Annotated in this window: 23 protein-coding genes and 1 pseudogene; 10 read left to right on the forward strand and 14 right to left on the reverse strand. The window is 63.3% G+C overall.

Annotated elements, in window-relative coordinates; all coding sequences use genetic code 11:
- Positions 1–15: 15 nt before the first annotated feature.
- The 6 genes and pseudogenes from X751_RS156950 to X751_RS156930 all read left to right on the forward strand — a co-directional run bounded on the left by X751_RS156950 (position 16) and on the right by X751_RS156930 (position 6,376).
- Positions 16–930 carry an ABC transporter permease subunit gene (locus X751_RS156950; protein WP_023671170.1) on the forward strand — a complete coding sequence of 305 codons (915 nt, stop codon included), beginning with the start codon at positions 16–18 and terminating at the stop codon, positions 928–930.
- Positions 927–1,718: an ABC transporter permease gene (locus X751_RS156945; protein ID WP_023671171.1), complete on the forward strand. Its 792-nt coding sequence runs from the start codon at positions 927–929 to the stop codon at positions 1,716–1,718. The genes X751_RS156950 and X751_RS156945 overlap by 4 nt, the downstream gene beginning before the upstream one ends.
- 30 nt (positions 1,719–1,748) lie before the next feature.
- Entirely contained in the window at positions 1,749–2,813 is a 1,065-nt protein-coding gene (locus X751_RS156940; RefSeq protein ID WP_023744179.1) for an ABC transporter ATP-binding protein, read from the forward strand.
- Between the two features lie 148 nt (positions 2,814–2,961).
- Positions 2,962–4,526: pseudogene (locus X751_RS01000000163595) on the forward strand (sodium:proton antiporter).
- An 88-nt stretch (positions 4,527–4,614) separates the two neighbouring features.
- Positions 4,615–5,523 carry an endonuclease/exonuclease/phosphatase family protein gene (locus X751_RS156935; RefSeq protein WP_023744180.1) on the forward strand — a complete coding sequence of 303 codons (909 nt, stop codon included), beginning with the start codon at positions 4,615–4,617 and terminating at the stop codon, positions 5,521–5,523.
- Positions 5,524–5,530: 7 nt separating this feature from the next.
- Entirely contained in the window at positions 5,531–6,376 is an 846-nt protein-coding gene (locus X751_RS156930; protein ID WP_023683217.1) for an EamA family transporter, read from the forward strand.
- Between the two features lie 12 nt (positions 6,377–6,388).
- Here the strand turns inward: X751_RS156930 and X751_RS156925 are convergent, their stop codons facing one another.
- From X751_RS156925 to X751_RS156860, 14 genes are all read right to left on the reverse strand, one after another.
- Positions 6,389–7,606, reverse strand: coding sequence for an MFS transporter (locus X751_RS156925; protein WP_023744181.1), 1,218 nt, complete (start codon positions 7,604–7,606; stop codon positions 6,389–6,391).
- Between the two features lie 89 nt (positions 7,607–7,695).
- Complete coding sequence (locus X751_RS156920) at positions 7,696–8,013, reverse strand: Dabb family protein (protein WP_023683219.1); 318 nt, start codon at positions 8,011–8,013, stop codon at positions 7,696–7,698.
- A 20-nt stretch (positions 8,014–8,033) separates the two neighbouring features.
- Entirely contained in the window at positions 8,034–9,662 is a 1,629-nt protein-coding gene (locus tag X751_RS156915; RefSeq protein ID WP_023744182.1) for a choline dehydrogenase, read from the reverse strand.
- A gap of 12 nt (positions 9,663–9,674) precedes the next feature.
- On the reverse strand, positions 9,675–10,436 hold the full coding sequence (locus tag X751_RS156910) for a 3-ketoacyl-ACP reductase (protein WP_023671178.1): 762 nt from the start codon (positions 10,434–10,436) through the stop codon (positions 9,675–9,677).
- Positions 10,433–11,935: a GMC family oxidoreductase gene (locus tag X751_RS156905; RefSeq protein WP_023744183.1), complete on the reverse strand. Its 1,503-nt coding sequence runs from the start codon at positions 11,933–11,935 to the stop codon at positions 10,433–10,435. Before X751_RS156905 ends, X751_RS156910 begins: the two co-directional genes overlap by 4 nt.
- 5 nt (positions 11,936–11,940) lie before the next feature.
- Positions 11,941–13,056, reverse strand: a complete 1,116-nt coding sequence (locus tag X751_RS156900) for an ABC transporter ATP-binding protein (protein ID WP_023671180.1) — start codon at positions 13,054–13,056, stop codon at positions 11,941–11,943.
- A gap of 20 nt (positions 13,057–13,076) precedes the next feature.
- Positions 13,077–14,036: a carbohydrate ABC transporter permease gene (locus X751_RS156895; RefSeq protein ID WP_023671181.1), complete on the reverse strand. Its 960-nt coding sequence runs from the start codon at positions 14,034–14,036 to the stop codon at positions 13,077–13,079.
- Positions 14,033–14,983, reverse strand: a complete 951-nt coding sequence (locus tag X751_RS156890; protein ID WP_023671182.1) for a sugar ABC transporter permease — start codon at positions 14,981–14,983, stop codon at positions 14,033–14,035. Before X751_RS156890 ends, X751_RS156895 begins: the two co-directional genes overlap by 4 nt.
- A 253-nt stretch (positions 14,984–15,236) precedes the next feature.
- A complete protein-coding gene (locus tag X751_RS156885; protein ID WP_032888198.1) occupies positions 15,237–16,490 on the reverse strand; it encodes an ABC transporter substrate-binding protein in 1,254 nt (417 codons plus the stop codon).
- A gap of 58 nt (positions 16,491–16,548) precedes the next feature.
- Positions 16,549–18,060, reverse strand: a complete 1,512-nt coding sequence (locus tag X751_RS156880) for an aldehyde dehydrogenase family protein (RefSeq protein WP_023744184.1) — start codon at positions 18,058–18,060, stop codon at positions 16,549–16,551.
- Between the two features lie 10 nt (positions 18,061–18,070).
- Positions 18,071–18,847 carry an enoyl-CoA hydratase/isomerase family protein gene (locus tag X751_RS156875; RefSeq protein WP_023744185.1) on the reverse strand — a complete coding sequence of 259 codons (777 nt, stop codon included), beginning with the start codon at positions 18,845–18,847 and terminating at the stop codon, positions 18,071–18,073.
- Positions 18,840–20,441: an acyl CoA:acetate/3-ketoacid CoA transferase gene (locus tag X751_RS156870; RefSeq protein WP_023744186.1), complete on the reverse strand. Its 1,602-nt coding sequence runs from the start codon at positions 20,439–20,441 to the stop codon at positions 18,840–18,842. The genes X751_RS156875 and X751_RS156870 overlap by 8 nt, the downstream gene beginning before the upstream one ends.
- Entirely contained in the window at positions 20,438–21,448 is a 1,011-nt protein-coding gene (locus X751_RS156865; protein ID WP_023744187.1) for a Gfo/Idh/MocA family oxidoreductase, read from the reverse strand. The genes X751_RS156870 and X751_RS156865 overlap by 4 nt, the downstream gene beginning before the upstream one ends.
- Positions 21,445–22,503 carry a LacI family DNA-binding transcriptional regulator gene (locus tag X751_RS156860; protein WP_023744188.1) on the reverse strand — a complete coding sequence of 353 codons (1,059 nt, stop codon included), beginning with the start codon at positions 22,501–22,503 and terminating at the stop codon, positions 21,445–21,447. Before X751_RS156860 ends, X751_RS156865 begins: the two co-directional genes overlap by 4 nt.
- 229 nt (positions 22,504–22,732) lie before the next feature.
- Between X751_RS156860 and X751_RS156855 the strand changes: the two genes are divergently transcribed.
- The 4 genes from X751_RS156855 (at position 22,733) to X751_RS1000000165380 (ending at position 26,328) form a co-directional block, all read left to right on the forward strand.
- Positions 22,733–23,887, forward strand: a complete 1,155-nt coding sequence (locus X751_RS156855; RefSeq protein ID WP_023744189.1) for a dihydrodipicolinate synthase family protein — start codon at positions 22,733–22,735, stop codon at positions 23,885–23,887.
- 104 nt (positions 23,888–23,991) lie between these two features.
- On the forward strand, positions 23,992–25,062 hold the full coding sequence (gene gmd, locus X751_RS156850) for a GDP-mannose 4,6-dehydratase (RefSeq protein WP_023686427.1): 1,071 nt from the start codon (positions 23,992–23,994) through the stop codon (positions 25,060–25,062).
- A gap of 9 nt (positions 25,063–25,071) precedes the next feature.
- The gene (locus X751_RS156845; protein WP_023744190.1) at positions 25,072–26,040 is read left to right on the forward strand and encodes a GDP-L-fucose synthase; all 969 of its coding nucleotides are present in this window, start codon (positions 25,072–25,074) and stop codon (positions 26,038–26,040) included.
- Positions 26,041–26,121: 81 nt separating this feature from the next.
- Positions 26,122–26,328 (forward strand): hypothetical protein, encoded by a 207-nt coding sequence (locus X751_RS1000000165380; RefSeq protein ID WP_023710933.1) that lies wholly within the window; start codon positions 26,122–26,124, stop codon positions 26,326–26,328.
- Positions 26,329–26,606 lie beyond the last annotated feature (278 nt).

Here is a 26,606-nt window from a genome sequence, read left to right on the forward strand (position 1 = left end):
GACGGTAGCCGGCGCATGACAGATATCTCGCTTTCCGATCACGCAGTTGCCGGGAAGACCGCGCCCCCCAGCGAGGCGCGTGCAATGCGACTGCCGACGCAATGGCTCGGCGTTGCGCCATTCTTCATCTTCGCCATCATGTTCCTGATTCTACCCACGCTCTATCTGATGCTGGGTGCATTCCAGAACGATGCCGGCGAATTCACGTTCGAAAACATAGCAGCACTGGCGCAGCCATCGATTGTCGCCGCCTACTGGATCTCGCTCAAGGTCAGCCTTTCCTCGTCGCTGATCGGCGCCTTCGCAGGTCTCGGCATCGCCATCGCCATCGTGCGCGGCGGCCTGCCGGAGTGGATACGTTCGGCGACGCTGACATTCTCCGGCGTGGCTTCCAATTTCGCCGGCGTACCGCTGGCCTTCGCCTTCATCGCCACGCTCGGACGCCTCGGTCTCGCCACGGTGCTGCTCAACACCGTGTTCGGCCTCAACATTTATGCGCACGGCTTCAACATCCTATCGTTCTGGGGCCTGACGCTGACCTATGTCTATTTCCAGATTCCCCTAATGGTGGTCATCATCACGCCGGCGATCGACGGCTTGAAGAAGGAGTGGGGCGAGGCTGCGGCGACGCTTGGCGCCACCCAGACGCAATACTGGCGCATGGTGGTCATCCCGGTGATCTGGCCGAGTTTCCTCGGCACGGTCATCCTGCTCTTCGCCAATGCCTTCGGCGCCATCGCCACCGCCTATGCGCTGACCGGCTCTTCACTCAACATCGTGCCGATCCTGCTCTATGCGCAGATACGCGGTGACGTGCTGCACAATGCCCATCTCGGCTATGCGATCGCCTTCGGCATGATCGTCATCACCGGGCTGGCCAATGTCTTCTACATCTGGTTCCGGACGCGCTCGGAGAGGTGGCTGAAATGAAGTCCGGAAAATTCTGGGCCTGGGTCGTCTTCGGGCTGGGCGCGGCCTATTTCTTCATTCCGCTGATCGCGACGGTGGAATTTTCCTTGCGCATGCGGCGCGGCGCTTATTCCTTCGACGCCTATCAGATCGTGCTTGGCGACCCTCGTTTTCAGGCGACCTTTGGCTACTCAGTGCTTGCCGCCATCTTCACCATCATTCTGGGCGTGTTGATCGTGGTGCCCGCCGCCTACTGGATTCGACTGCGCCTGCCGCAACTGCGGCCGATCGTAGAGTTCATCACGCTGCTGCCGCTGGTCATTCCCGCCATCGTCATCGTCTTCGGCTATATCAGGATGTACGGTTCGAATTCGCCGCTGCCGTTCCTGGCGACCGACATGGGCACAAATGCCTTGCTGGTCATCGGCTATGCAATGCTGGCGCTGCCCTACATGTATCGCGCGGTCGATACCGGACTGCGCACCATCGACGTCAGGACGCTGACCGAAGCGGCGCAGATCCTTGGCGCCGGTTGGGGCACGATCATTGGTCGTGTGATCCTGCCCAATGTGCTGATCGCCGTGCTGTCGGGCGCCTTCCTTACCTTCGCCATCGTCATTGGCGAATTCACCATGGCCAGCTTGCTCAACCGGCCCGCCTTCGGCCCCTATCTGCAAAACGTTGGCGCCAACCGCGCCTATGAGCCGGCGGCGCTTGCCATCATCGCCTTCGCCATCACCTGGGGCTGTATGTCGCTGATCCAGATCCTGTCCCGTTTCGCGCCGAGATCGGCGAACCGCCCGAACTGATCGACAAAGTACTGATCGAAAGAAAAAGCCATGGCCGAACCATTCCTCTCCATCCAGCATGTGCGAAAATCCTTCGGCGCCACCACCGTGGTCGAAGATTTCAATCTTGATGTCGAGCCGGGCGAGTTCGTTTCCTTCCTTGGGCCATCGGGTTGCGGCAAGACCACCGTGCTGCGCATGGTCGCCGGTTTCGAAGAGCCGTCGGCGGGCAAGATCGTCGTCGCAGGCAAGGACATCACGAGGCTAAAGCCCAACCAGCGCAATGTCGGCATGGTGTTCCAAGCCTATGCGCTGTTCCCCAACCTGACGGTGGCGCAAAACATCGGCTTTGGCCTGAAGGTCGCCGGCTTGCCCAAGGCGGACATCGACAGACGCGTGGCCGAGATGCTCGATATCATCAAGCTGCCGCAGATGGCAGACCGCTATCCCTACCAGCTCTCCGGCGGCCAGCAGCAGCGTATCGCGCTGGCGCGTGCCATTGCGCCGAAGCCGAAGCTGCTTCTGCTCGACGAGCCGCTGTCGGCGCTCGATGCCAAAGTACGTGTGTCGTTGCGCGAGGAAATCCGCTCGATCCAGAAGAAGCTCGGCATCACCACCATCTTCGTCACCCATGACCAGGAAGAGGCGCTGTCGATCTCCGACCGCATCGCGGTGATGTATGGCGGCAAGGCCGAGCAGGTCGGCACGCCGTTCGAGATCTACAACCGGCCGGCGACCAAGTTCGTCGCCAATTTCGTCGGCACGCTGAACGTGCTCGAAGGCAAGGTCACTGACGCCGCGGCCGGCACGGTGCAAGTCAACACGCAGGAAGTCTCGCTCAAGGGCAAGCTCAACGGCTCGAAGTCGGGCGACACGCTGTCGCTGGCGCTGCGTCCCGAGGCGATCTCGCTCGGACGCCAGCCCGGTCGCGATTCAAGCCTGTCGGGCGAAATCTCTGAAGTGCACTTCCTCGGCTCGGTCATTCGCGTTCGCGTCGGCATCGGCGGCAACACGGTGTCGCTCGACACCTTCAACAGCCCGGCAACGCCACCGCCGGCTGTCGGCGAGAAGGCCGACATATCGTTCTCATCAAGCGATATGCTGGTGCTGCACTAGCAGAGCAGCATCCTGGGGCGACCGAGACGGTCGATTCAAGCTGGCGCGATGAACGGCCGTATCATTGCCAGACCCGAGCGCTGGACAATCAACAGCATCTTGTCATCCAGCCACTGCCCACGATGCCACTTCGCCGCTACGATAGGCCATGGCGCTATTCGAACTTACCCTCATCCTGCTCCTGGCTGCCGTCGCGCTGACGGCGCTGTCGCGGCGGCTGGAAATTCCCTATCCGTCCCTGCTGGCTCTGGCCGGCGTCGCGATTGCCTTCGTACCCGGTGCGCCGACGATCGAGATCGATCCGGAGCTGGCGCTTGCCCTGTTCATCGCGCCGGTGCTTCTCGACGCCGCCTATGACACGTCGCTGCGCGACCTCAAGCGCTACCGGCTGTCGCTCGCGTTGCTCGCGCTGGGCGCCGTGGTCTTCACCACCGTGGTGGTTGCCTTGGTCGGCTGGAAGATGGCCGGCCTGCCGATCGCGGCGGCAATCGCGCTTGGCGCCATCGTCGCGCCACCGGATGCGGTGGCCGCATCCGCCGTGCTCAGCCAGTTCAAGGTACCGCACCGCATCACCGCCATCCTGCAGGGCGAGAGCCTGCTCAACGATGCCACGGCGCTGCTGATCTACCGGCTGGCGGTTTCGGCGGCGCTTGGCACGATCATGCTCAGCAACGCCGTTCCGGTGATCCTGCTGGCAACGATCGGCAGTGTGATCGCGGGCTATCTGTTTGGCCGCGTCTCGCTGCTGGCGCTCGGCCGCATCGAGGATGCGGCGAGCAGCACGGTGGTGCAGTTTGCCGGAACCTTCGCCGTGTGGATCATCGCCGACAGGCTCGGCCTTTCCGCCATCATCACCATCGTCGTCTATGCCATGACCATTGCGCGCAGGGCGCCGCGCCAGTCGTCGGCGAGACGCCGCGTCAGTACCTATTCGGTCTGGGAGTCGGCCGTGTTCGTGCTCAACGTGCTGGCTTTCGTGCTGATGGGCCTGCAGGCACGCACGATCGTTGGCAGGCTGGCCGGCGACGGGCAAGGCGAAGCATTCCTTTTCGCCGCAACGGTGCTGGTCGTCGTTATCGTCGCGCGCCTTGTCTGGGTGGCGAGTTACGTCGCGATCATCCGGTGGCTTGCCCGCTTCGGCAGCCAAGAGGCAAGGCGGGAATTGCCGACATTCGGCGGCGCCGTCATTGTCGGCTGGTGCGGCATGCGTGGGTTGGTGACGCTGGTGGTCGCCATTGCGCTGCCGGCCGATTTTCCCGGCCGAGACCCGATCGTGCTTGCCGCCTTCGCGGTGGTGCTGGGCACGCTGGTGCTGCAAGGCNGCTGCAAGGCATGACGCTGAAGCCGCTGCTGCGCTGGATCAACTTCGACCCCGATAGAACCGTCGACAATGAGGTGGCGCAAGCGCGCGTCGCCATCATGCAGGCAGCACTGGACGTGCTGAGCCGCAAGACATCTGCGGCCGCCGCCGTCGTGCGCGAACAGTATGAAGCGCAGCGCCTGATTGCGGAAAACCCGGAGGACGCTCAGGCCGCGACCGAATACGACCGGCTGCGCCTCTATGCCATCAACCGCCAGCGCGACACGCTCGAGGAGTTGCGCAGCAACGGCACGATCGGCGACGAAGCCTACCACCGGCTGGAGGAAGAGATCGACTGGGCCGAACTGGCGGCATCGCCGGCGGGCCGGTTCCAGCCGCTGACCACATCATAGACGCTGGCCCAGTTCCGCCGTCGTGCCGGTACATTGCAACCCATCTGCCGAACCGCTACTGCCAAAGCGAAATTGAGCCGGATAAGCAATGAAGCTGGTCAGCTACAACATCCAGTACGGGATCGGCGGCGATGGCCGTTACGATCTTTCGCGCTGCACCAAGCTGGTCGACGGCGCCGATATCATCGCGCTGCAGGAGGTCGAGCGGCATTGGCAGCGCACCAATGAGGACGACCAGCCGGAGGTCCTGTCCAAGCTGCTGCCTAGCTATTACTGGGTCTATGGCCCGGCCTTCGACATGGACGCCAGTGAGCAGCGCGACGGCCGGGTCGTCAACCGCCGCCGCCAGTTCGGCACCATGCTGCTGTCGAAGCTGCCGATCGCCTGGTCGCGGCTGCACGCGCTGCCCATGCGCCGCACGCTCAAGCCGCTCAACACCCGCAATGCGGCGCTCGAATGCATGATCCGCACACCCGCCGGACCGGTAAGGGTCCTGTCGCTGCACCTCGCCCATGTCGCGGCGGAGGAGCGGCTGGAGCAGATCGACTATCTCTTGGCCGAGCATCGCCGCGCGCCGTCCGAGGGCGGCCCGTGGAGCGGCGCGGACGATGAGCCTTCGCGCAACTGGACCAGCGGCGAGGCCGAGCCGGAGAACCCGACAGCTGCGATCTGGATGGGCGATTTCAACATGGAGCCTGGCAGCGCCGAATACAGCCGCATCGTCGGCAGCACGCCCTATCATCGCGGGGCAGCTTATCTCGACGGCTTTGTTGATGCCGCTGCCGTCGCTAGCGAGCCGGCTGCCGATTTCCACACCCATGTGAAAACGATCGACGGGAAAGTGGCAAAACGCCGGCTCGACCATTGCTTCGTCGGCGGTATGTTCGCGGACCGTGTGCGCTCGGTCAGTGCCGATATAGGCGAGATCGCTTCAGACCATTTTCCGGTCCGGATCGATATCGATCTCGAAACGCCTTTGAGCTCAGGAGATCGGTGAGCCCTCGATGACGCTTTTCGTCTTCTTCGCGGTGCTTGCCGCCGCCGCCATGCACGCGATCTGGAACGCGCTGGTCAAGGTCCATCTCGATCGCTTCCTGTCGATCACGCTGATGACACTGGGCATGGGTTTTGCCGCACTGTTCGTGCTGCCCTTCGTCGAGTTTCCAAAGGCCGCGGTATGGCCCTTTATAATCGCCTCGGTGCTCTTTCACATGGGCTACCGGACCTTCCTGATTGGCGCCTACAAGGCCGGCGATTTCGCCCAGACCTATCCGCTGGCGCGCGGCACGGCGCCGCTTTTGACCGCCCTCGGCGGCGTTGTCGTGGTGCAGGAGATGCCGGCGCCTTTCGCCATCCTCGGCATCCTGCTGCTGTCGGCCGGCACGCTGGTGATGTCGTTTCGCGGCGGCGCGCATCTGGAGCGGATCAATGTGCGGGCGGTCGGCTTTGCGCTCGGCACTTCGATCTTCATATCCAGCTACACGCTCTCCGACGGCAGCGGCGCGCGGCTGGCCGCAACGGCAACGAGCTATGCCGCATGGCTGTTCATCTGCGATGCCACGTGGGCGCTGGTGCTGTGCCTCATCTTTCGCGGGCCCAAGGCGCTGCCCGTGCTGGCGCGCGACTGGAAGGCAGGCCTGTTCACCGGCGTGCTTAGCGGCGCGGCCTACTGGATCGTCATGTGGGCGATGACCAAGGCGCCGATCGCCTCGGTGGCGTCGTTGCGCGAGACGTCGATCCTGTTTGCCATGATGATCTCGGTTTTCGCGCTCGGCGAGAAGATGACAGGCTGGCGCGGCGCCGCCGCGCTCAGCATCGTCGCCGGTGTCGTGGCCCTCAGACTGGGCTGAGAGCCTGATACTTCAGCCGAGCACCGTCATCACCTGTCCGCGCCGTTCCGGACTGAAGCGGATGACGACGATGATGCAGACGGCGACCACGCCGGCTAACAGCGCCAGCGCGTAGCCATAGCTGCCTCCAGACGCCTCGGCGATGCCGGCCTGGTAGGGACCGCCATAGGACGCCGCGAGATTGCCGGCCTGGTAGATGAAGCCGGGCAAGGTTGCCCGCACGGCGCCGGGCGACAGCTCGTTAAGATGCACCGGGATGACGCCCCAGGCGCCCTGCACCGCGACCTGCATGACGAAGGCGCTGATGGCCAGCATGAACGGTGTCGAGCCGAAGGCCCAGAGCGGAATCGAGGGCAAGGCAATCAGGCAGGCGAGCGTTATCGCGTTGACGCGGCCGATGTTCTCCGACAGTGCGCCGAACGCCAACCCGCCGACGATGGCGCCGATATTGGCGGCGATGGTGATCCAGCTCACCGTGTGCGGGTCGAAGCCATGCTGCTTCTTGAGGAAGGTCGGGTAGAGGTCCTGCGTGCCGTGGCTGAAGAAATTGAAGAACATCATCAGCACGACCGCATAGACGGCGACGCCCCAGTGCTTCCGCAGCGTTTCAAGAAGGCCAGGTCTGACGGATTTCTGCGCCTCGACGAAGGCCGGCGATTCCGGCACATGCGAGCGGATGAAGAGCACGATCAGCGCCGGCAGGAAGGAGAGCAGGAACATGGCGCGCCAGCCGATCGTGTAACCACCGATCGTCTGCTGGTAGAGCACGCCGTAAACCACGGCCGCCAGAAGGTAGCCGGTGGGATAGCCGCATTGCAGGATGCCCGAGACCATGCCGCGGGCACTGGGCGGAATGGACTCCATGGCGAGCGAACTGCCCAGCCCCCATTCGCCGCCCATGGCGATGCCGAACAGAGCGCGCAGCGCCAGGAAAATGCCGAGATCGGGCGAGAAGGCAGCCAGCGCGCCGATCACCGAATAGCTTACGATGTTGAGCATCAGAATGGGCTTGCGGCCATATTTGTCGGCCAGCCTGCCGAAGAAGAAGGCGCCGATGAAGCGTGTCGCCAGCGTCAGGAACAACGCTTTGGAGACTGCCGGGACGTCAGTGTTGAATTCGGTTGCGATATCGGTGAGCAGGAACGTCAGAAGGAAGAAATCAAAAGCGTCGAGCGTCCAGCCGAGGAAGGAGGCAAGGACGGTTTTCTTCTTCTGCGCGGTGAGAGCCACGACGTTCCTCCTAAACGCCCCCGGGGAACGATATGTTCCTTGGGGCGCAAAAGAGAACAGGCGTCAGCCGGCTTTCGAAAGAAGCGCGGTCACTTTTTCGTAATGTCGAGATCGAACACCATCAGCCCGTCGGTGCCGCCTTCGAGCGCTGCGACCAATCGGGCGCCGGCGCGCTGATGCGCTTCATGCACGAGATAGGCGTCGCGGGCGGCGGCATCGCGGAAGTCGATGGTGAAGGCATGGCTGAAGCCGCGCGCGAACGGCTCCGGGCTGACATTGGTGCTGAAATGGACCGTGTCCATGCCGTCGACAACGGAGCGCAGTGCTTCGAGATCGGCGTGGATTGCCGTGCGCTCGGTGGCGGGCACATCGCTGCGGAAGCGTACGAAGACGCAGTGTCTGATCATTGGTTCGTTCTCCTAAGTGGCTATGCGGCCCGATTGCCGGAGAACACCGCCGGCGGAAGCGGCTCGCGGCCGAGGATGATGTCGGCGCCTTTTTCGCCGACCATGATGGTCGGCGCATTGGTGTTGGAGGAAGGCACGCGCGGCATCACCGAGGCATCGCAGACGCGCAGGCCCTCGATGCCGCGCAGACGCAGGTCCGGTGTGACCACCGCCATATCGTCATGGCCCATGCGGCAGGTACCCACGGGGTGATGGTCGGTCTTGGCGGTGCGGCAGGCATAGTCGATCAGCTCGTCATCGCTGGCGAGCGATGGTCCGGGCAGCACCTCGCGCAACACGTAAGGCGCAAGCGCCTTCTGCCGCATGATCTCGCGCGCAAGCCTGAGGCCCTTGATCGACATGGCGCGGTCATAAGGGTCCGACCAATAGTTGGGATCGATCAGCGGGTGGTCGGCCGGGTCGGCGCTGCTCAGCCGCACCGTGCCGCGCGAGCGCGGGCGCAGGAAGGCCGAGTTCAAGGTCACGCCGGGGTTCTTCAACCTCTCGACGCCGGCCTCGATGCCGGAGCCCAGTCCCAGATGGAACTGGATGTCGGGCGAGGCGGCGGTCGGATCGGCGTACCAGAAGCCGCCGGTCTCGAACAGGCTGGAGGCGACCGGCCCTTTCTTCAGCAGCAGATACTGCAAGCCGGCCCACGCGGTGCGGTGCAGCTTGGCGTAGTTGTCATAGGTGTGGTCGCCGGTGCATTCGGCGATGACGAACAAATCGAGATGGTCCTGCATGTTGGAGCCGACACCGGGCAGATCATGCACCGGCGTCACGCCGACCGATTTCAGGTGATCAGCCGGGCCGATGCCCGACTGCATCAACAGCTTCGGCGAACCGATGGCGCCGGACGAGACGATCACTTCGCGCTCGGCGCGCATGATGGTCTTCTCGCCGCCGGGCCTGTCGACGATCTCGACGCCGATGGCGCGGCCTTTCTCGACGACGATGCGGGTGACCAGCACATCGGTTCGGACTGTCAGGTTCTTGCGGGCGCGGATGGGCTTCAAATAGGCGACCGAAGCGGATGAGCGCCGGGCGTCCTTCTGGGTCAGCTGGTAGTAGCCGACGCCTTCCTGGCTAGCGCCGTTGAAATCCGGGTTGAAGGGGATGCCCATCTCTTGGCCGGCACGGAAATAGGCCTCGCAAATCGGCAGCGGCGAAATCGGGTTCGACACGCCGAGCGGCCCCTGGTCGCCGTGAAAATCGTTGGCGAAGCGCTGGTTGTTCTCGGCGCGCTTGAAATAGGGCAGCACGTCGCGATAGCCCCAGCCCGCGAGGCCCTCTTCCTTCTCCCATGCGTCGTAGTCGCGAGCGTTGCCGCGCGTGTATATCTGGGCATTGATGGACGAGCCGCCGCCGACCACCTTCGCCTGCGTATACCAGAAGACGCGGTCCTGCATGTGCCTCTGCGGCACGGTCGACCAGCCCCAGGAAGCGATGCCCTTGGTCATTTTGGCAAAGCCCGCCGGCATGTGGATGTAGGGGTGCCAGTCCTTGCCGCCGGCCTCGAGCAGCAGCACGGAATTCGCTGGATCCTCGCTCAGCCGGTTGGCCAGAACGCAGCCGGCCGGGCCGGCACCTACGATGATGTAGTCGGTCATAACCCTATCCACCTACAGTCGAGGCACGGAGAGCGCGCCGTCGACATTGATAATCGAGCCTGTGGAAAAGCCGAGCTTGCCGGCGGCAAGCGTCGCCACCACGGCGCCGATGTCCGATGCTTCGCCCCAGCGTTTTGCCGGCACCAGGCCGCTGTCGATAAGCGCGTCGTATTTGGCTGATACGCTCGCGGTCATGTCGGTGCGAATGATGCCCGGCCGCAGTTCGAACACGCCGATGTTTTCCGGCGCAAGCCGTAGCGCCAGGTTCTTCACCCACATCGAAAGGCCGGCTTTCGAGATGCAGTAGTCGGCGCGTTCCGGCGAGGCCATATCGGCGCTGACCGAGGTGATGGTGATGATCGAGCGCGGATGATTGCTGGGAGCCGCCAGCATCGCCTTGGCGACGGCCTGGCTAAGGAAGACTGTGCCGCGCAGATTGACGTCCAGCGCACGGTCGAAATTCTCGGGCTTCAGCTCCAGCAGATCGCCGCGCACCACGGCGCCGATGCCGGCATTGTTGACGAGGCAGTCGATGCGGCTGAAGGCACGTATGGCGGCGTCGACGAGGGCCGTGTGATCCTCGAGGTTGGCGATATCACAACGGACATAGGCGAACTCCGCACCCCGTGCGGTGATGTTGGCGGCCAGTTCGTCCGGCGCTTGTTCGGCAAGGTCGGCGATCAAAATGTCGAAGCCGTCCCCGGCCAGCGCCTCGGCGCAGGCGAGCCCAATGCCGCGCGCACCGCCGGTGACGATTGCTGCGGGGCGGGTCATGCCGCGAGGTCCGTTCGGCGAATATGCTCGGCCACGCGCAGCGCCTGTGCCGCAATCGACAGCGCCGGATTCACGGCGGCCGAGTTCGGCAAAAAACTGGCGTCGACAACGAACAGGTTCGGGTGGTCGAAGGCGCGGCAGAAAGGGTCGAGCGGCGACGTCGCCGGATGGTCGCCCATTTTCACCGTGCCGCACTGGTGCGAGGGCGTGCGCTTGTCGAAGGGACGCGACAGCACGATGGGATAACCGCAGGCGCGGAAGTTCTCACGCATCACCCTGGTCAGCCCGTCCAGCGACTGCATGTTGGAGCGCCGCCATTGCATGACGATGTCCTTGCCGTCGACCATGATGCGGCTTTCCGGATCGGGCAGATCCTCGCACATCAGATACCAGTCGACGGCGCGACCGGCCATGTAATCGAGCGCGAATTTCGGCACGCGTTTCACGTTGGCCTTCAACATGTTGCCGTCGATCTTGCCGAGCAGCTGGACGTTGCCGAGCGGCTTGCCGCCTTTGCCGTCGGAGAGATAGTAGTCATTCAGCATAAGCGTCTTCTGGTAGACGCTGTCGTTCCTGCGGCGCGGATCGATCGCCAGCATGGCGCTCGAATTATGGTTCATGAAATTGCGGCCGACCTGGTCGGAGCTGTTGGCGAGGCCTTTGCCATCTGGTGAAGGCGAGCGCAGCAGGATGACGGCGGAATTGACCGCGCCGGCCGACAGGATGACCAGCTTCGGCGCGACTTTCTTCAGCTCGCCATTCTGACGGTAGTGAACGGCAGCGATGCTTTTGCCGTCGGACGACGCTTCGAGATATTCGACATGGCAGCCGGTTTCGAGCCGGATATTGCTGTCCTTAAGTGCCGCCGTCAGCGGTCCGGTCTGCGCATCGACCTTGCCCTGGGCGGTATTGGGGAATGCGTCCCAGCCGGTCTTGCCCTCTTTCAGCCAGGTGTCGATGTCGACGCCGAGCGGCAGCGAGGCCGGATGCAGGCCGAGGGCTTTCAACTCAGCGCGGGCGCGCGCAATCGGCGCTTCGTCGGGCACCGGCTTGAAAGCATAGGGCATCGAGTGGAACGGTTCGGTCGGGTCCTCGCCGAGCGAGCCGCGGACGCGAAACAGCTGCTCGGCTTTCGAATACCAAGGCTCGAATTCATCGTAGGAAAACGGCCATGCCGGCGAGACGCCACCGAAGTGCTCCATGGCGGCGAAATCCTCTTTGCGGTAGCGGATCAGCACCGCGCCGTAGAATTTCGAATTGCCGCCGACATAGTAGTAATTGCCGGGGTTGAAGGCCGCACCGCCGGCCTCGCGCCACATCTCCTTCGGACGGTAGTGGCCGTCGACGAAGATGGAGCGCGTGTCGCGGGCATGCGGCGTTGCCGTCAAGGGCTCACCGCGCTCCAGCATCAGGATCGTGGCACCGCTGCCCGCCAGGCCGGAGGCGATCGTAGCGCCGCCGATACCGGAGCCGATGATGACGATATCGGGGCTGACCATCTCGATCAGCGGATGCGGTGTTCGGTCGCCGGATCGAAGAACACGGCCTTGGTCAGGTTGAAGGCGAGCGGCGTGCTGGTGCCCGGCTGGATGTTGGCGTCGGCCCGCAACCGCGCCACCACGCCCTTGCCGCCGAGGTTGGTCACCGCGAACGTGTCGGACCCTGCCGGCTCGACCACTTCGATGTGCAGGTCGGCAGTGGCAATGTTGGAGGCGTTGCGTTCCGCACCTTCCGGATCGGTCAGCGCTTCCGGGCGCACGCCGAAGATGATCGGCTTGCCCTGGAATGCCGAAAGACCCGCCGGCGCGTTGGCCATCGGCAGCGTGATCGGCTCGCGCGCCTCGCGCTCCAACACGACGGACAGCGCATTGCCCGACGTGGCAATGGTCGCCGGGATCAGGTTCATCGCTGGCGAACCCATGAAGTCGGCGACGAACAAATTGGTCGGGTTGTTGTAGATCTCGGCCGGGGTGCCGAACTGCTGCACCTCGCCGTCGCGCATGACGGCGATCTTGGTAGCCAGCGTCATCGCCTCGATCTGGTCGTGGGTGACGTAGACGATGGTTGTGCCGGTGGTGGCATGCAGGCGCTTGATCTCGATGCGCATGTCGACGCGCAATTTGGCGTCGAGGTTGGACAAAGGCTCGTCGAACAGGAACAGCTTGGGGTCGCGCACCAGCGCCCGGCCCATGGCGACGCGCTGGCGCTGGCCGCCGGAAAGCTGGCTCGGCTTGCGCTGCAGGAGGTGGCCGATCTGCAGGACCTTGGCCACCTTGTCGATCGCCTTTTGGCGTTCGTCGGCCGGCACGCCGCGCATCTCCATGCCGAAGGAGATGTTTCCGGCCACCGTCATGTTCGGATAGAGCGCATAGCTCTGGAACACCATGGCGATGTCGCGCTTGGATGGGTGCAGATCGTTGATGGCGCGGCCGTCGACGCGGATTTCGCCCTCGGTGATCTGCTCCAGGCCGGCAATCGTGTTGAGCAAGGTGGACTTGCCGCAGCCGGACGGGCCGACCAGCACCAGGAAGCCGCCCTTTTCGAGCTCGACATCGATGCCCTTCAGGATCTCGACATTCCCGAAGCGCTTCTTCAGCCCATCAATTTCCAGAAAAGCCATGGTCGTTCCTTCCGAATTGATCAGCCCTTGACCGCGCCAGCCATCAGCCCGCGCACGAAATAGCGGCCGGCGACGACATAGACGATCAGAGTGGGCAGAGCCGCGATCATCGCGGCCGCCATGTTGACGTTGTATTCGACGACGCCGGTCGAGGTGTTGACGACGTTGTTGAGCGCCACCGTCATCGGCATGGAGTCGCCTGTGCCGGCGTAAGCCGAAGCGAACAGGAAGTCGTTCCAGATGTTGGTGAACTGGTAGATGACGGTGACGACGAAGATCGGCATCGAGTTCGGCAGCATGATGCGGCGGAAGATCTGGAAGAAGGAGGCGCCGTCGACCTGCGCCGCCTTGATCAGTTCGTTCGGGAACGCCTCGTAATAGTTGCGGAAAAACAGCGTGGTGAAGCCGATGCCGTAGACGACATGGACGAAGACCAGGTTGACCGTCGGATTGCCGAGACCGAAACTCGTACCCGTCGCATTCTGCAGCTTCACGCCGAAACGTCCCAGGCTGCCGAGGATGGTCGCCATCGGCAGCAGCACCGACTGGAACGGAATGAAGCAGGCAAACAGCATCAGCCCGAACACCAGCGTGGCGCCGCGAAAACGCCATTTGGTCAAGACGTAGCCGTTGAGCGCGCCGAGCATGGTCGAGATCAGTACGGCTGGAACCACCATCTTGATCGAGTTCCAGAAATAGCCCTTGATGCCGGCGCAGGTGAGGCCGACGCAGGTCTCGCCCCAGGCCTTCAGCCACGGGTCGAAGGTCGGCGCCGTGGGCAACGCCAGCATGTTGCCGTTCTGGATCTCGTCCATGGTCTTGAACGAGGTCACCAGCATGACGAACAGCGGCATCAGATAAAACAGCGCAAACAGCGCCAGAAGCCCGTAAATTACGATGCGGTTGAGGGTCTTGGTGCTCATGCCGCCGGAGGCCTTTTGGGAAGCAGCGGGGCGGGCAGGGGTGGCGACAGCGCTCATCGCGGCTTCTCCCGCAGTTCGGAATAGAGATAGGGCACGATGATGGCGACGATGGTCATCAGCATGATCACGGCACTGGCCGAGCCGACGGCCATTTCGTTGCGCTTGAAGGTGTACTCATACATGAAGTTGGACGGCAGCCAGGCCGAGCCACCGGGGCCGCCGCTGGTCAGCGCCACGACGAGATCGTAGGACTTGATGGCAAGGTGCGCGAGCACGATGAAGGCCGACAGGAAGATTGGCCGCAGCAGCGGAATGACGATGCGGCGGTAGAGCTGAAAGGTGGTGGCACCGTCGATCTGCGCCGCCTTCATGATCTCGCCGTCAATGCCACGCAGGCCGGCCAGGAACATCGCCATGATGAAGCCGGAGGCCTGCCAGACGCCGGCAATGACCACCGTGTAGATGACGAAATCCTTGTTCTTGATCCAGTCGAAATGGAAGCTCGTCCAGCCCCACTGATGCAAGGTCTGCTCAAGACCGAGGCCGGGGTCGAGGAACCATTTCCAGGCGACGCCGGTGACGATGAAGGACAGCGCCATCGGGTAGAGATAGATCGGCCGCAACACGCCTTCGCCGCGAATCTTCTGGTCGAGCAGGATGGCCAGGAACAGGCCGAGCGCCAGGCAGATGGCGATGTAGAGAAAGCCAAAAATGCCCATATTGACGATCGACGTGTACCAGCTCGATGGCGGGTCGGAGTCGAACGTCCAGCCCCACAGCCGTAGATACGCGCGTGGTCCGGTAATGACATAGGACGGGAAGGTCTTGGAATTAGTGAAGGACAGATAGACAGTCCACAGGATAAAGCCATAGACGAAGACGATGGTGATGGCGAAGCTCGGCGCCAGCACGATCTTCGGCAGCGCGTCCTGCAATCGCGCGCGCACGGAGGGGCGAGACCGCTCGGGTGTCAGCTTGATCTGGGTCGTCGCTACACTGCTCATGAGGCTCCTCCCGTTAGGGTCGTCCGTGCTCTGCCGTCAGGAGGCAAGGCGGCCCCGTGCATACGGGTCTCTGGTCGGCATGGTGTTCAAGAGGGTTTCACCGTTTCACGGAAACGGCGAACCTCTCTAACTCTTTCTTTTACGCAATTCCGGCCGGAAAACCGCTCACACTTTTCCTGGAATTGCGCCAGCCGGCCAATCCTGAGGCGAACCTTCCCCGCCGAAGCGGGAAAGGTGTCTTGCCGGCCAGGGCTTACTTGGCGTCGTCGATTGCCTTGACCAGTTCGGTCACGGCTTCGTCCGAGGTCTTGATCTGACCGTGGACGAACTTCGAAACGACGTCCTTGTAGGCATTGGCGACCGCCGGAGGCGCGCCATAGCCCTGGGCAAGCGAGCCGAACAGTGTGCCGCCTTCGTTGGCAGCCTTCAGGTCGGCGATGCCCTTCTTGCCGCACGCGTCGAAGTCGGTGTCCGGAACGTCGGTACGGGCGGGAACCGAACCCTTGACGACGTTGAAGGCCGACTGGAAGCTCTTCGACAGGGTGGCGGTGGCCAACGCGACCTGGGCGGCCTTGCGGTCGTCCGGAACGTTGAACATGCCGAACATGTCGGAGTTGTAGACCACCGAGCCTTCCGTGCCCGGGAAGCGATAGCACAGGAAGTCGGTGCCCGGCGTTTTCTTGGCGGCGTTGAACTCGCCCTTGGCCCAGTCACCCATCACCTGCACCAGGGCATCGCCCTTGATGACCATGGCGGTGGCAAGGTTCCAGTCGCGGCCCGAGAAGTTCGGGTCGACATAGGTGACGAGCTTGGCGAGGTTGTCGAACGACTTCTTCATCGTGTCCGACTTGAGGGACTCGTCGTCGAGGTCGTTGAAGGCCTTCTTGTAGAACTCAGGTCCGCCGGTCGACAGCACAACCGAGTCGAACATGGTGGCTTCCTGCCAGTTCTGGCCGCCAAGGGCGAGCGGAATAACGCCAGCCGCCTTGGCTTTGTCGAGCAGGGCGACGAAGTCGTCGAAGGTCTTTGGCTCGGTGCCGCCGATCTTGTCCATCACCGCCTTGTTGATCCACAGCCAGTTGACGGAGTGGACGTTGACTGGAGCAGCGACCCACTTGCCATCATAGACGGAGAACTTCTGCAGGGCTGCCGGAACCGACTTGTCCCAGCCTTCCTTCTTCGCCGTCTCGGTCAGGTCGCCCATGACGCCGGCCGCCGCATAGTCGAGCACGGTGTAGCCGAGCATCTGCGACGCGGTCGGGTAATTGCCGGCCGCGACCATCGCCTTCAGCGCAGTCATGGCGGCGTCGCCGCCACCACCGGCCACCGGCACGTCCTTCCAGGCATAGCCTTCCTTGGCAAGGTCGCCCTTGAGGACGTTGAGAGCAGCCGCTTCGCCGCCCGACGTCCACCAATGCAGCATCTGCACTTCCTTGACGTCCTCGGCATGGGCCGAGAAAGCAAAGGCCGTCGCCAGAGCCGTTCCGATAAGCATTTTGCGCAACATGTTCTACCTCCCTTGTTGCATTACACGACCGGTGGAAGCCCACCGGGTTCTTCCAAACTCAGCCGACCCACCAACCGGTGCGCTGGCCGCGATGAAACTGGATTGTCTTTTCCTCGGTATAATCCTCGACAGCGCGTTTGCCGAGTTCGCGTCCGATGCCGGACTGCTTGTAGCCCCCGAATGGCAGCTCGGGAAAGCCTTCCATGAATGTGTTCACCCAAACGGTCCCCGAACGCACACCACGCGCCACCGACATACAAGTGTCGATGCTGGCGCTCCACACCCCTGCCGACAGACCATAGGGCGTGTTGTTGGCGATGTGCAACGCCTTTTCAATCGATCCAAAAGTCAGCACGGAGAGCACCGGGCCAAACACTTCCTCGCGCGCAATAGCCATGTCTTCGGTAACGCCGCGAATGATGGTCGGATCGAGGTACTGGCCGGCATTGGACGCCAATTGGCCGCCACCGCTATAGACATTGCTGCCGTCTTTTGCTGCTGCCGCAACGTAATCTGCGACCTTGGTCAGATGGTCGGCGGAAATCATCGCGCCAACCTTGGTTTGGTCGTCGAGTGGGTCGCCGACCGTTACCTTGGCGGTCAGGGCCTTGACAGTGGCGAGGAAATCGTCGGCGATGGCTTCATGCACGATCAGCCGACTGCCGGCATTGCAGCATTCGCCGGCGTTGAAGAAGCCGCCGAACACTGCTGCGTCAGCGGCCGCCTCGAGATCGGCATCGGGGAAGACGATCTGGCCGTTCTTGCCGCCGAGCTCCATCGAGACTTTCTTCAGCGACTGCGCGGCGGAAGCCATGGTCATCTTGCCGACGCGGGTAGAGCCGGTGAACGACACCATCTCGACCAGCGGATGGCTGACCATCGGCCCCCCGACATCGGCGCCGAGGCCGGCCAGGATGTTGACGACGCCCGCGGGCAGGCCGGCCTGCATCAGGATGTCGCCGAGGACGAAGGTCGAGGCCGAGGTCATTTCGCTCGGCTTGACCACCGCGGTGCAGCCGGCGGCGAGCGCGAAGGGCAGTTTCTGGCTGACGATCAGGAACGGGAAATTCCACGGGGTGATGATCGAGACGACGCCGATCGGCTCGCGCAGGACCACGCCCAGCATGGCGTCGCCGAGATTGGCGTAGCTTTCGCCGTGCAGCGTGCGGGCGAGCGAGGCGGCATAGCGCCAGATGTCGATGGCGCCGCCGATCTCGCCGCGCGCCTGGGCGATCGGCTTGCCGGATTCCAGCGCATCGAGTCGGGCGATGTCTTCGAGCTGGGCCTCGATCAGGTCGGCCGTCTTGAGCAGGATGGCTGCGCGCTCGGCCGCCTTCGTGCGCGGCCACGGGCCGGTCTCGAATGCCTTGTGCGCGGCCTGCATGGCCGCCTCCACCTCGGCCTCGCCGGCCTGCGCATAGCGCGAAACGGTGAAGCCATGGCCGGGGCTGTTGCGCGCAATCGTGCGGCCGTCACGGGCATCGACATGCTTGCCGTCGATCAGGAGCTTGTAAACCTTCGGCGCCTTGGACGCCTCGGCCGGCATGGAAATGTTGAGCGGTGCGTTCATCATGCTTTCTCTAAGATCTGGAAAAGGCCGGCCTCTGCTTGGCCTTGAAGGCGCTCACGCCGGCTTTGAGGTCGCCGGTCAGCGCAACGAAGCCGCTGGCGAGCGCCTCGGTGGCGGCCGCACTTTCCTCGCCTTCGGCGACTGCGATCATCAGCTTGGCGGCTTCGGTTGCGAGCGGCCCGCGCCCGGCGATTTTTTCGGCCCAAGTCCTGGCCTCTGCCAGCGCCTGGCCGGTCTCGACCACACGATCGACAATGCCGAGGGCGAGCGCGTCGGGGGCGGCAAAGACCTCGCCGCCGAGCGCCATGCGGCGCACGATCTGCGCCCCGAAGCGGCGCACGGCGCGCTGCGTGCCGGACCAGCCGGGGACGACGCCGATCGATGTCTCGGGAAAGCCGAGCTTCACCTGCGTTTCGGCGACACGGAAGTCGCAGGCGACTGCCAGCTCCAGCCCGCCACCCAACGCATGGCCGGAAAGCACCGCGATGGTCGGTTGCCGCAGCCGCGCCAGTCGGTCGAAGACGCGGTGGCCGTAGCGCACCCATTGCACCTGAAAGTCGGCAGCGCTCATCTCGCCCCAGGCCTCGACATCGCCGCCGGCGCAAAAGCCCTTGCCTTCGCCGCGGATCAGCGCGACGCGCACGCCTTCAGCCATTTCGGCTTCGTCGAGCGCTGTCTCGAGCGCGCGCAGCATCGGAATGTCCAGCGCGTTGAACTTCTCCGGCCGGCGCAGCGTGACGATACCGATGGCGCCGTCCTGCTCGAAGGTGACGAGGCGCTCAGCCATGCGCGCCTCCGAGAGAAGCGCCGCCATTCAGCGACAGGCCGATCGGCCGATCCTGGTACAGCGCCGCCGGTGTCACCTTGAGGTCGTTGGCGACGCCGAGCGGTGTTTCGGACTGCGCCAGCACATCGCGTTCGAGGTCGATGCCAGGCGCCAGTTCCGTCACCATCAGACCGTCCGGCGTCAGCTTCATCACGCAGCGCTCGGTGACGTAGGTGATGTCCTGCCCTTGTGCGACGGCGCGCTTGCCGGAGAAGGAGATGTGCTCGACCTCGTTGACCACCTTCTTCACCTTGCCTTCTGCATCGATGCGAATGCCGCCATCGGCGAGCGACAGTTTTGCGCCGGCATTGAAGAAGCCGGAGAAGACGATCTTTTTCGCCCGTGCCGTGATGTCGACAAAGCCGCCGGCCCCGGCGGTGACATGTGGCCGGGCCGAGAGTTTCGACACGTTGACGGAGCCATGGCGGTCGATCTGCAAGAAGGAGAGCAGCGAGGCATCGAAGCCGCCGGCCTGGAAATAGATGAACTGGTGCGGCGAGGGCATGATCGCCTCGGCATTGGAAGCGCAGCCGAACTTGAAGTCGAGCAGCGGCACGCCGCCGACGGCGCCCTGCTCGATCACCCAGGTGACTTTGCCGTGCTGGTCTTCCTCGAGAAGGATACGCGGCACGTTTGCCGAGATGCCGAAGCCGATATTGACCGCCATGCCGTCGCGCAATTCCATGGCGACGCGGCGCGCGATTACTTTCTGGACGTTCATCTCAGCGTTGCGGAAGCTGGACAACGGCCGGAAGATCTCGCCCGAAATCGCCGGGTCGTAAGGCGTCAACGTCGTCTGCAACTGGTCCGGCGCCACCACGATGTGGTCTACCAGCACGCCGGGCACGCGCACGTCATGCGGCTTCAGCGTGCCGTTCTCGACGACGCGCTTGACCTGCGCAATGACGATGCCGCCATTGTTGCGCGCGGCGAGCGCCTGTTCGAGGCCGCCCAAATAGGCGCCTTCATGCTCGTAAGTGAGGTTGCCGCGCTCGTCGGCGGTGGTGGCGCGGATGATCGAAACGTTGGGCACGATCGAGCGGAAATAGAGCCATTCCTCGCCGTCGAACTGCTGCACCGAGACGATCGGCTCGCTTGCAGCCTCATTCATGGCGCAGCCCTGGTGGCGCGGGTCGGCAAAAGTGTCGAGGCCGACCTTGGTCAGCACGCCCGGCCGCTTGGCGGCGGCCTCGCGGTGCATGTCGAAAAGGATGCCGGAGGGCACGTTGTAGGCGGCGACCGAATTGTCGCCGATCATCTTCCATATCTGCGGCGGCTCGGACGAGGATGGGCCTGAGGGATAGGAGCCGCAGAGCGTGCGCTTCAACAAGCCGGGCTTGGCCAGATGGTCGATGCCCTTGATGCCATACATGTCGCCGGCGGCGATCGGATGCAGCGTGGTGATGTCTTTCGGATGGCCTTCGGCGTCGAAGCGCTCGCCGATGGCAGCCAGGACGGCGTCAGGGCAGCCAAGGCCGCTCGACGACGAGACGGAGACGGTCATGCCGTCCTTGATGAGGCTTGCTGCTTCAGCGGCGGAGACGAGCTTGCTCACACGACACCTTTCGGATCGATAGTGACGGCCTTGCCGGACTTTGCCGACTGCAACGCTGCTTCGGCTGAGGCCAGCGACCAGACGCCGTCCTCGCCGGTGGCGGAGGGCTGGCCTTCTCCACGCATGGCGGCATGGAACTGGCGCAGCGACCTGGCGTAGAGGTCTTCTCGGTCGAAGCTCAGTTCTTCCTCGCCTTTGGCGGTGCGTAGCAGCACCGAGCCGACTGGCTTCTGCGTCATCACATTTTTTGCGACCAGCGAACCTTCGGAACCATGCACCTCAAAGCCGGTATCGGCGAACTTGGTTGTGAAGCCTTCATGCGACTGGGCGATGATGCCCGACCAGAAGCGCCAGATGCACATGGCGCCGTCTTCCAGCCCGCTGCTGGCCATGCCGGCCAACTGGGTGAAGGCCGAAATCTCGACCGGGTCGTCGCCGAGCACGAAGCGCAGCGTGTCGGCATCATGCACGGTGATGTCGAGCACCACGCCGCCGCCGGACTCAGGCTTGGTAATGCGCCAGCCCTGCAGGTTTTCCGGCAAATAGACGGAATGGAAGACGCGCGCGGCAATCGGCTTGCCGATATGGCCGGCTGATATGGCGTCGCGCATGGCGCGGTGGGCGCCGGCATTGCGCAGATGATGATTGGTGCCAAGCACGACACCGGCTTCCTTGGCGGCGGCGACCATTGTGCGCGCGTCGGCGCTGTTCAGCGCCAGCGGCTTTTCGCACAGAACATGCTTTCCCGCCTTGATCGCAGCCAATGCCTGTTCGAGATGCAGTTCATTGGTGGTCGAGATGTAGACGGCGTCGATTTCGGCGCCGAGCAGGTCGTCCAGCCTCGAGACGGCAAGCGGAATATTCTGTTCCGCGGCATAAGTCTTGGCGCGCTGCGGACTGGAGCTCATCACCGCCGCGATCTCGCCACCCTCTTGCGCGCGGATGGCGTTGATCATGAACTGTTTGGCGATCGTGCTGGCGCCGATCAGTCCCCATTTGACGCTCATGCCGCGTCTCCCATTCCTGCTGATGTGTCCTGGGCGCCGCGATCGGGACCGCAGCTGTCCCTGACGACTAGATTGACGGCGCCGATATGGTCCTCGGCATGCGTGATGCGCGACTGGATCATCTTCAGCATGACGTGGGCGGCGCGTTCGCCGAGGCCGGGTGTGTCCACCGAGACGCTGGTCAGCGCCGGCATATAATGCTCGGCCTCGACCACGTCGTCGAAGCCGACGACGGCGAAATCCGCGCCGGGCTCCAGCCAGCGCTTGCGCAGCGCCAGCATGACGCCGAAGGCGACGGCGTCGTTGAAGCACAGCGCCGCCGTCGGCGGCTCGGCCATGGCAAGGGCGGTTTCCAGGCAGGCGATCCCGCCCCTGCGGCTGGTCTCGCCTTCGACGACAAGCACGTCGCGTCTGGCCATGCCCAATGTCTCGCAAGCTTCACGAAAACCGCCCAGGCGCTCCTGATAGACGACCAGGTCGGAGGTGCCGCCGAAGAAGGCCAGCCGGCGATGGCCCTTGCCGATCAGATGGGCGGCGGCGAGATACGCGCCGCGATGGTTGTCAGGAGCGATCACCGGGATGCGGCTGTCCGGCAGGCGGCGCATGGCGAAGACGACCGGCACGCCCGCCATCTCGAGGCGACGGAAGGCGCCCGGCGTGGTGCCGCGTGCCGGTGACACGATCAGGCCTGCGACGCCCTGTTCCATCAGCGACTTCAGCACTTCTTCCTGGCGCACCGGGTTCTCCGCCGTGTTGGCGATGAAGGGCACGATGCCGGCTGACTGGAAGACGCGCTCCATGCCGACCGCCAGTTCGGCGAAAAAGGGGTTGGTGAGATCGTTGATGACCATGCCGATGACGTTGGAATGGGCTTTGCGCAGATTGGCGGCGCCGCGGTTGTAGACATAGCCGACATCCTCGATCGCCTTGCGAACCTTGACCGCGGTTTCAGGCCGGATCAGCCCTGAGCCTTGCAGCACAAGCGACACCGTCGATTTGGACACACCAGCCTCGCGGGCGATGTCCAGGATCGTTGCCTTGGCCCGGCTGGCCATGTCGGTGGTTTCCTCCGCTTAAATGGGCAAATCTATTGGAACGTTCTAATCACTCTGCCAACCGAGAGTCAATCGGGATTCTTGCGGAGATCGATAAGGTGATGAATGTGGTTCCTAGCAAGGACTCTTAGCCTTCTTCGGCATTTGGACCGGTTCAATCGCCGCAATCATAAAGGTTCTTGATTTATTGGAACGTTCCATTTATAGGATGCCGAAAACGGAGGTTGCCATGGATATCACCCTGCCTACGCAGAATGGCGGCCGCGTCAGCTACAAGCTGGCGGGCAGTCCGGTCGAGCCCGTAATCGGTGCGGTTTTCCCGCGCATCGCCTATGCCGCGGCCCATGTCGTCGCCGATCCTTTCGCGATGACCGACCCCTGGTCGAAGCCTGCGGTCGATTGGGACAAGACGATGGCGTTTCGGCATCATTTGTGGCGGCTTGGCTTCCGCATCGCCGAGGCGATGGACACCTCCCAGCGCGGCATGGGTTTCGACTGGGCGAATGCGCAGGAATTGATCCGCCGCTCGATCGCCGAGGCGCGCAGCGTCGAAGGCGCAGACCTCGCCTCGGGCGCCGGCACCGATCATCTGGCGCCGGGAGCTGCCAAAACCCTCGACGAGGTGACCGCCGCCTATGAGCAGCAGTTCGCTTTCATAGAAGGGCAGGGCGGCAAGGCGATCATGATGGCAAGCCGGGCGCTGGCAGCCGTGGCCAAGAGCTCAGATGACTATGTGCACGTCTACGATCGCATCCTCAGCCAGGCATCCGGCAAGGTCATCCTGCATTGGCTGGGCGACATGTTCGATCCGGCACTGAAAGGTTATTGGGGCAGCGGCAATTTCGAGGCCGCGCTCGACACCGTCGTCGCCATCATCGAGCGCCATGCTAATAAGGTCGAGGGGATAAAGATATCGCTGCTCGATGCCGGCAAGGAAGTTGCCTTGCGCAACCGGCTGCCGGAAGGCGTCGTCATGTTCACTGGCGACGATTTCAACTATCCCGTACTGATTGCCGGCGACGGGAAGCGGCACTCGCACGCCTTGCTCGGCATCTTCGACGCCATCGCGCCGGTCGCCAGTGCGGCGCTGGCGAAACTGGCTGAGGGCGACCGCGCCGGCTATGACGCGCTGATGGCGCCGACAGTGCCGTTGTCGCGCAAGATCTTCGAGGCGCCGACGGAGTATTACAAGGCCGGCATCGTCTTCATGGCCTGGCTCAACGGCCATCAGGACCATTTCGCCATGGTCGGCGGCATGCAGTCGGCGCGCGGCATCCTGCACTATGCCGACATCTTCCGCCTTGCCGACCAGGCAGGGTTGCTCGCCGATCCCGAGCTTGCGCTGGCCAGGATGAAGCATTTCTGCGCGGTTGCAGGTGCCTGAGAACGACACAATCGCTGGCTGAAACCTATCCCACGTATGGAGGATTTGCGTTCTCGCGCCAAATCTGTATTCGGTTGCCGGGATTGGATGCGGACGGAGCGGCAATGACGGAAAAAGTGGCGCTCATCACCGGTGTAACCGGGCAGGACGGGGCCTATCTCGCAGAATTGCTTCTGCAGAAGGGCTATATTGTCCATGGCGTCAAACGCCGCTCGTCCTCGTTCAACACCGAGCGCGTTGACGACATCTATGTCGATCCGCACGAGCGCGGTGCGCGTTTCTTCCTGCATTATGGCGACCTGACCGACGCGACCAACCTTATTCGCCTGGTGCAGGAGACACAGCCCGGCGAGATCTACAATCTCGGCGCCCAGAGTCATGTCCAGGTGAGTTTCGAGACGCCGGAATACACCGGCAATGCCGATGCGCTGGGAACACTCAGGCTGCTCGAGGCGATCCGCATCCTGCGCCTGGAGAAGTCGGTGCGCTTCTATCAGGCATCGACGTCGGAGCTTTACGGCAAGGCGCGCGAGGTCCCGCAAAGCGAGGCGACGCCCTTCCATCCGCGCTCGCCCTATGCCGCCGCCAAGCTTTACGCCTACTGGATCACGGTCAACTACCGCGAGGCTTACGGCATGTTCGCCGCCAACGGAATCCTGTTCAACCACGAAAGCCCGACACGCGGCGAAACCTTCGTCACCCGCAAGATCACGCGGGCCGTCGCCTCGATCCATCACGGCCTTCAGGCCACGCTCTATCTCGGCAATCTCGACGCCAAGCGTGACTGGGGCCATGCGCGCGACTATGTGGAGGGCATGTGGCGCATTCTGCAGCACAGTGAAGCCGACGATTTCGTGCTGGCGACCGGTGAGGCGCATTCGGTGCGCGAATTCGTCGAACTGGCTTTTGCCGAGACCGGACGCACCATCCGCTGGCAAGGCGAGGGTGTCGATGAAGTTGGTGTCGATGCCGGTTCGGGCACTGTCCTGGTGCGCATCGATCCGCGCTATTTCCGGCCGACCGAGGTCGACCTGCTGCTCGGCGACCCCGCCAAGGCCAAAGCCAGGCTGGGGTGGTCGCACACGACCGGCTTCAGGGATCTGGTGGCGGAAATGGTGCAGGCCGATCTGGCGCGCACCGCCGGCGGCACGCGGCAGAACAGCCGTTCTGCGTGAGGCAGGTTCATGGACGCGACATTTGATCTGAAAGGCAAGCGTGTCTTCGTCGCCGGGCATCGCGGCATGGTCGGTTCGGCCGTCGTGCGCCGGCTGGCGAGCGAGGACTGCGAGATACTCACCGTATCGCGCGACAGGCTCGACCTGCTCGACCAGGCAGGGGTGCGGCGCTGGATGGCCGAGCACAGGCCGGATGCGGTGGTGATGGCGGCCGCCAAAGTCGGCGGTATCCTGGCCAATGACCGGTTCCCTGTCGATTTCCTGCAGCAAAACCTGGTTATGCAGGGCAATGTCATTGACGGCGCCTTTCGCAGCGAGGTCGGCAAGCTTTTGTTTCTCGGCTCGTCCTGCATCTATCCAAAGCTCGCGCCGCAGCCGATCAGGGAAGACGCGCTGCTGACCGGTCCGCTCGAACCCACCAATGAATGGTATGCGATCGCCAAGATCGCCGGGCTCAAACTGTGCCAGGCCTATCGGCGCCAGCATGGCGTCGACTACATCTCGGCGATGCCGGCCAACCTTTACGGTCCTGGCGACAATTTCGATCTCCAGTCCAGCCATGTCGTGCCGGCCCTGATGCGAAAGGCGCATGCACTGGCGCTGAGCGGCGGCAACAGCCTCGAGGTCTGGGGCTCGGGCACGCCACGGCGTGAATTCCTGCATGTCGACGACGCCGCCGATGCCTTGGTCTGGCTGTTGAAGAATTATGCCGGCGACAGCCACGTCAATGTCGGTTCGGGCGAGGATGTCACCATTGCCGAGCTTGCCCAGACCGTCGCATCGGTCGTCGGCGTCGAGGCTAATATCGCCTTCGATACGACCAAGCCAGACGGCACGCCGCGCAAGTTGATGGATGTTTCGCGGCTGTTTGCAACGGGATGGCGCCCCCGCTACGCGCTTCGCGGTGGATTGGAACAGACATATGCGTGGTTTCTCAACCATATTGGGAAGGGTGGTGTCCGCCTCGGCGCGGCCTGATTCCAATTTTCCTTGAACCATTTCGCTGCCGCCCGCGACCAAGCGGTGTGTAGCAAACACGGTCCATCAAGGAGAACGTCAATGTTTATCACTTCAAGAAACGCATTTCTCGCCGCCATCGCGGTTTCGGTGCTGGCAGGGTGTCAGACGGCACCGCCGAGGGAATGCGAGAAGACCAAGCCCGGTGTCACCTACAACGGCAAATGCTGCGGCATCGGCACACCGTGCCGTGAAGGCAACAACACCCCTCATGACAAGCCCGACAGGCCCGATCCGCGGCCACAGTGATCCGCGAGCCAGAAACGTCCCGGCACGTGCCGGGACGTTTCGCCCCCGACAGGGCGGATACGGATCGGAAGGCCGCTACCCGGTTCCTTGCTGGCCGGCATTTGAACACGAAACGGGACGGCGGGGCAGTAGACGATGCGGTCGCGCAGATCGCGCGAAAACTTCCCGCCGGATCTGTACTTCAAGGGGCTGTTCGACTGTTCGAAGGGAAGGTCCCGTAGAAACTCAGATTTCGCTTTCCGTCGATGCGAAGGATGCTACTAAAAAAAATTCGAGAT

Origin of the sequence: Mesorhizobium sp. LNJC394B00 (assembly GCF_000502555.1) — a bacterium.
Taxonomy (GTDB): Bacteria; Pseudomonadota; Alphaproteobacteria; order Rhizobiales; family Rhizobiaceae; genus Mesorhizobium.

Bases quoted from the DNA above. Each gene is read 5' to 3' on its own strand.
- X751_RS156905 (WP_023744183.1), bottom strand. From the start codon at position 11,935: ATGGTCAGCCCCGATATCGTCATCATCGGCTCCGGTATCGGCGGCGCT.
- X751_RS156890 (WP_023671182.1), bottom strand. From the start codon at position 14,983: ATGAGCAGTGTAGCGACGACCCAGATCAAGCTGACACCCGAGCGGTCT.
- X751_RS156885 (WP_032888198.1), bottom strand. From the start codon at position 16,490: ATGTTGCGCAAAATGCTTATCGGAACGGCTCTGGCGACGGCCTTTGCT.
- X751_RS156920 (WP_023683219.1), bottom strand. From the start codon at position 8,013: ATGATCAGACACTGCGTCTTCGTACGCTTCCGCAGCGATGTGCCCGCC.
- X751_RS156910 (WP_023671178.1), bottom strand. From the start codon at position 10,436: ATGACCCGCCCCGCAGCAATCGTCACCGGCGGTGCGCGCGGCATTGGG.
- X751_RS1000000165380 (WP_023710933.1), top strand. From the start codon at position 26,122: ATGTTTATCACTTCAAGAAACGCATTTCTCGCCGCCATCGCGGTTTCG.
- X751_RS156945 (WP_023671171.1), top strand. From the start codon at position 927: ATGAAGTCCGGAAAATTCTGGGCCTGGGTCGTCTTCGGGCTGGGCGCG.
- X751_RS156935 (WP_023744180.1), top strand. From the start codon at position 4,615: ATGAAGCTGGTCAGCTACAACATCCAGTACGGGATCGGCGGCGATGGC.
- gmd (WP_023686427.1), top strand. From the start codon at position 23,992: ATGACGGAAAAAGTGGCGCTCATCACCGGTGTAACCGGGCAGGACGGG.
- X751_RS156865 (WP_023744187.1), bottom strand. From the start codon at position 21,448: ATGAGCGTCAAATGGGGACTGATCGGCGCCAGCACGATCGCCAAACAG.
- X751_RS156845 (WP_023744190.1), top strand. From the start codon at position 25,072: ATGGACGCGACATTTGATCTGAAAGGCAAGCGTGTCTTCGTCGCCGGG.
- X751_RS156855 (WP_023744189.1), top strand. From the start codon at position 22,733: ATGGATATCACCCTGCCTACGCAGAATGGCGGCCGCGTCAGCTACAAG.
- X751_RS156875 (WP_023744185.1), bottom strand. From the start codon at position 18,847: ATGGCTGAGCGCCTCGTCACCTTCGAGCAGGACGGCGCCATCGGTATC.
- X751_RS156940 (WP_023744179.1), top strand. From the start codon at position 1,749: ATGGCCGAACCATTCCTCTCCATCCAGCATGTGCGAAAATCCTTCGGC.
- X751_RS156900 (WP_023671180.1), bottom strand. From the start codon at position 13,056: ATGGCTTTTCTGGAAATTGATGGGCTGAAGAAGCGCTTCGGGAATGTC.
- X751_RS156895 (WP_023671181.1), bottom strand. From the start codon at position 14,036: ATGAGCGCTGTCGCCACCCCTGCCCGCCCCGCTGCTTCCCAAAAGGCC.
- X751_RS156860 (WP_023744188.1), bottom strand. From the start codon at position 22,503: ATGGCCAGCCGGGCCAAGGCAACGATCCTGGACATCGCCCGCGAGGCT.
- X751_RS156950 (WP_023671170.1), top strand. From the start codon at position 16: ATGACAGATATCTCGCTTTCCGATCACGCAGTTGCCGGGAAGACCGCG.
- X751_RS156930 (WP_023683217.1), top strand. From the start codon at position 5,531: ATGACGCTTTTCGTCTTCTTCGCGGTGCTTGCCGCCGCCGCCATGCAC.
- X751_RS156880 (WP_023744184.1), bottom strand. From the start codon at position 18,060: ATGAACGCACCGCTCAACATTTCCATGCCGGCCGAGGCGTCCAAGGCG.
- X751_RS156915 (WP_023744182.1), bottom strand. From the start codon at position 9,662: ATGACCGACTACATCATCGTAGGTGCCGGCCCGGCCGGCTGCGTTCTG.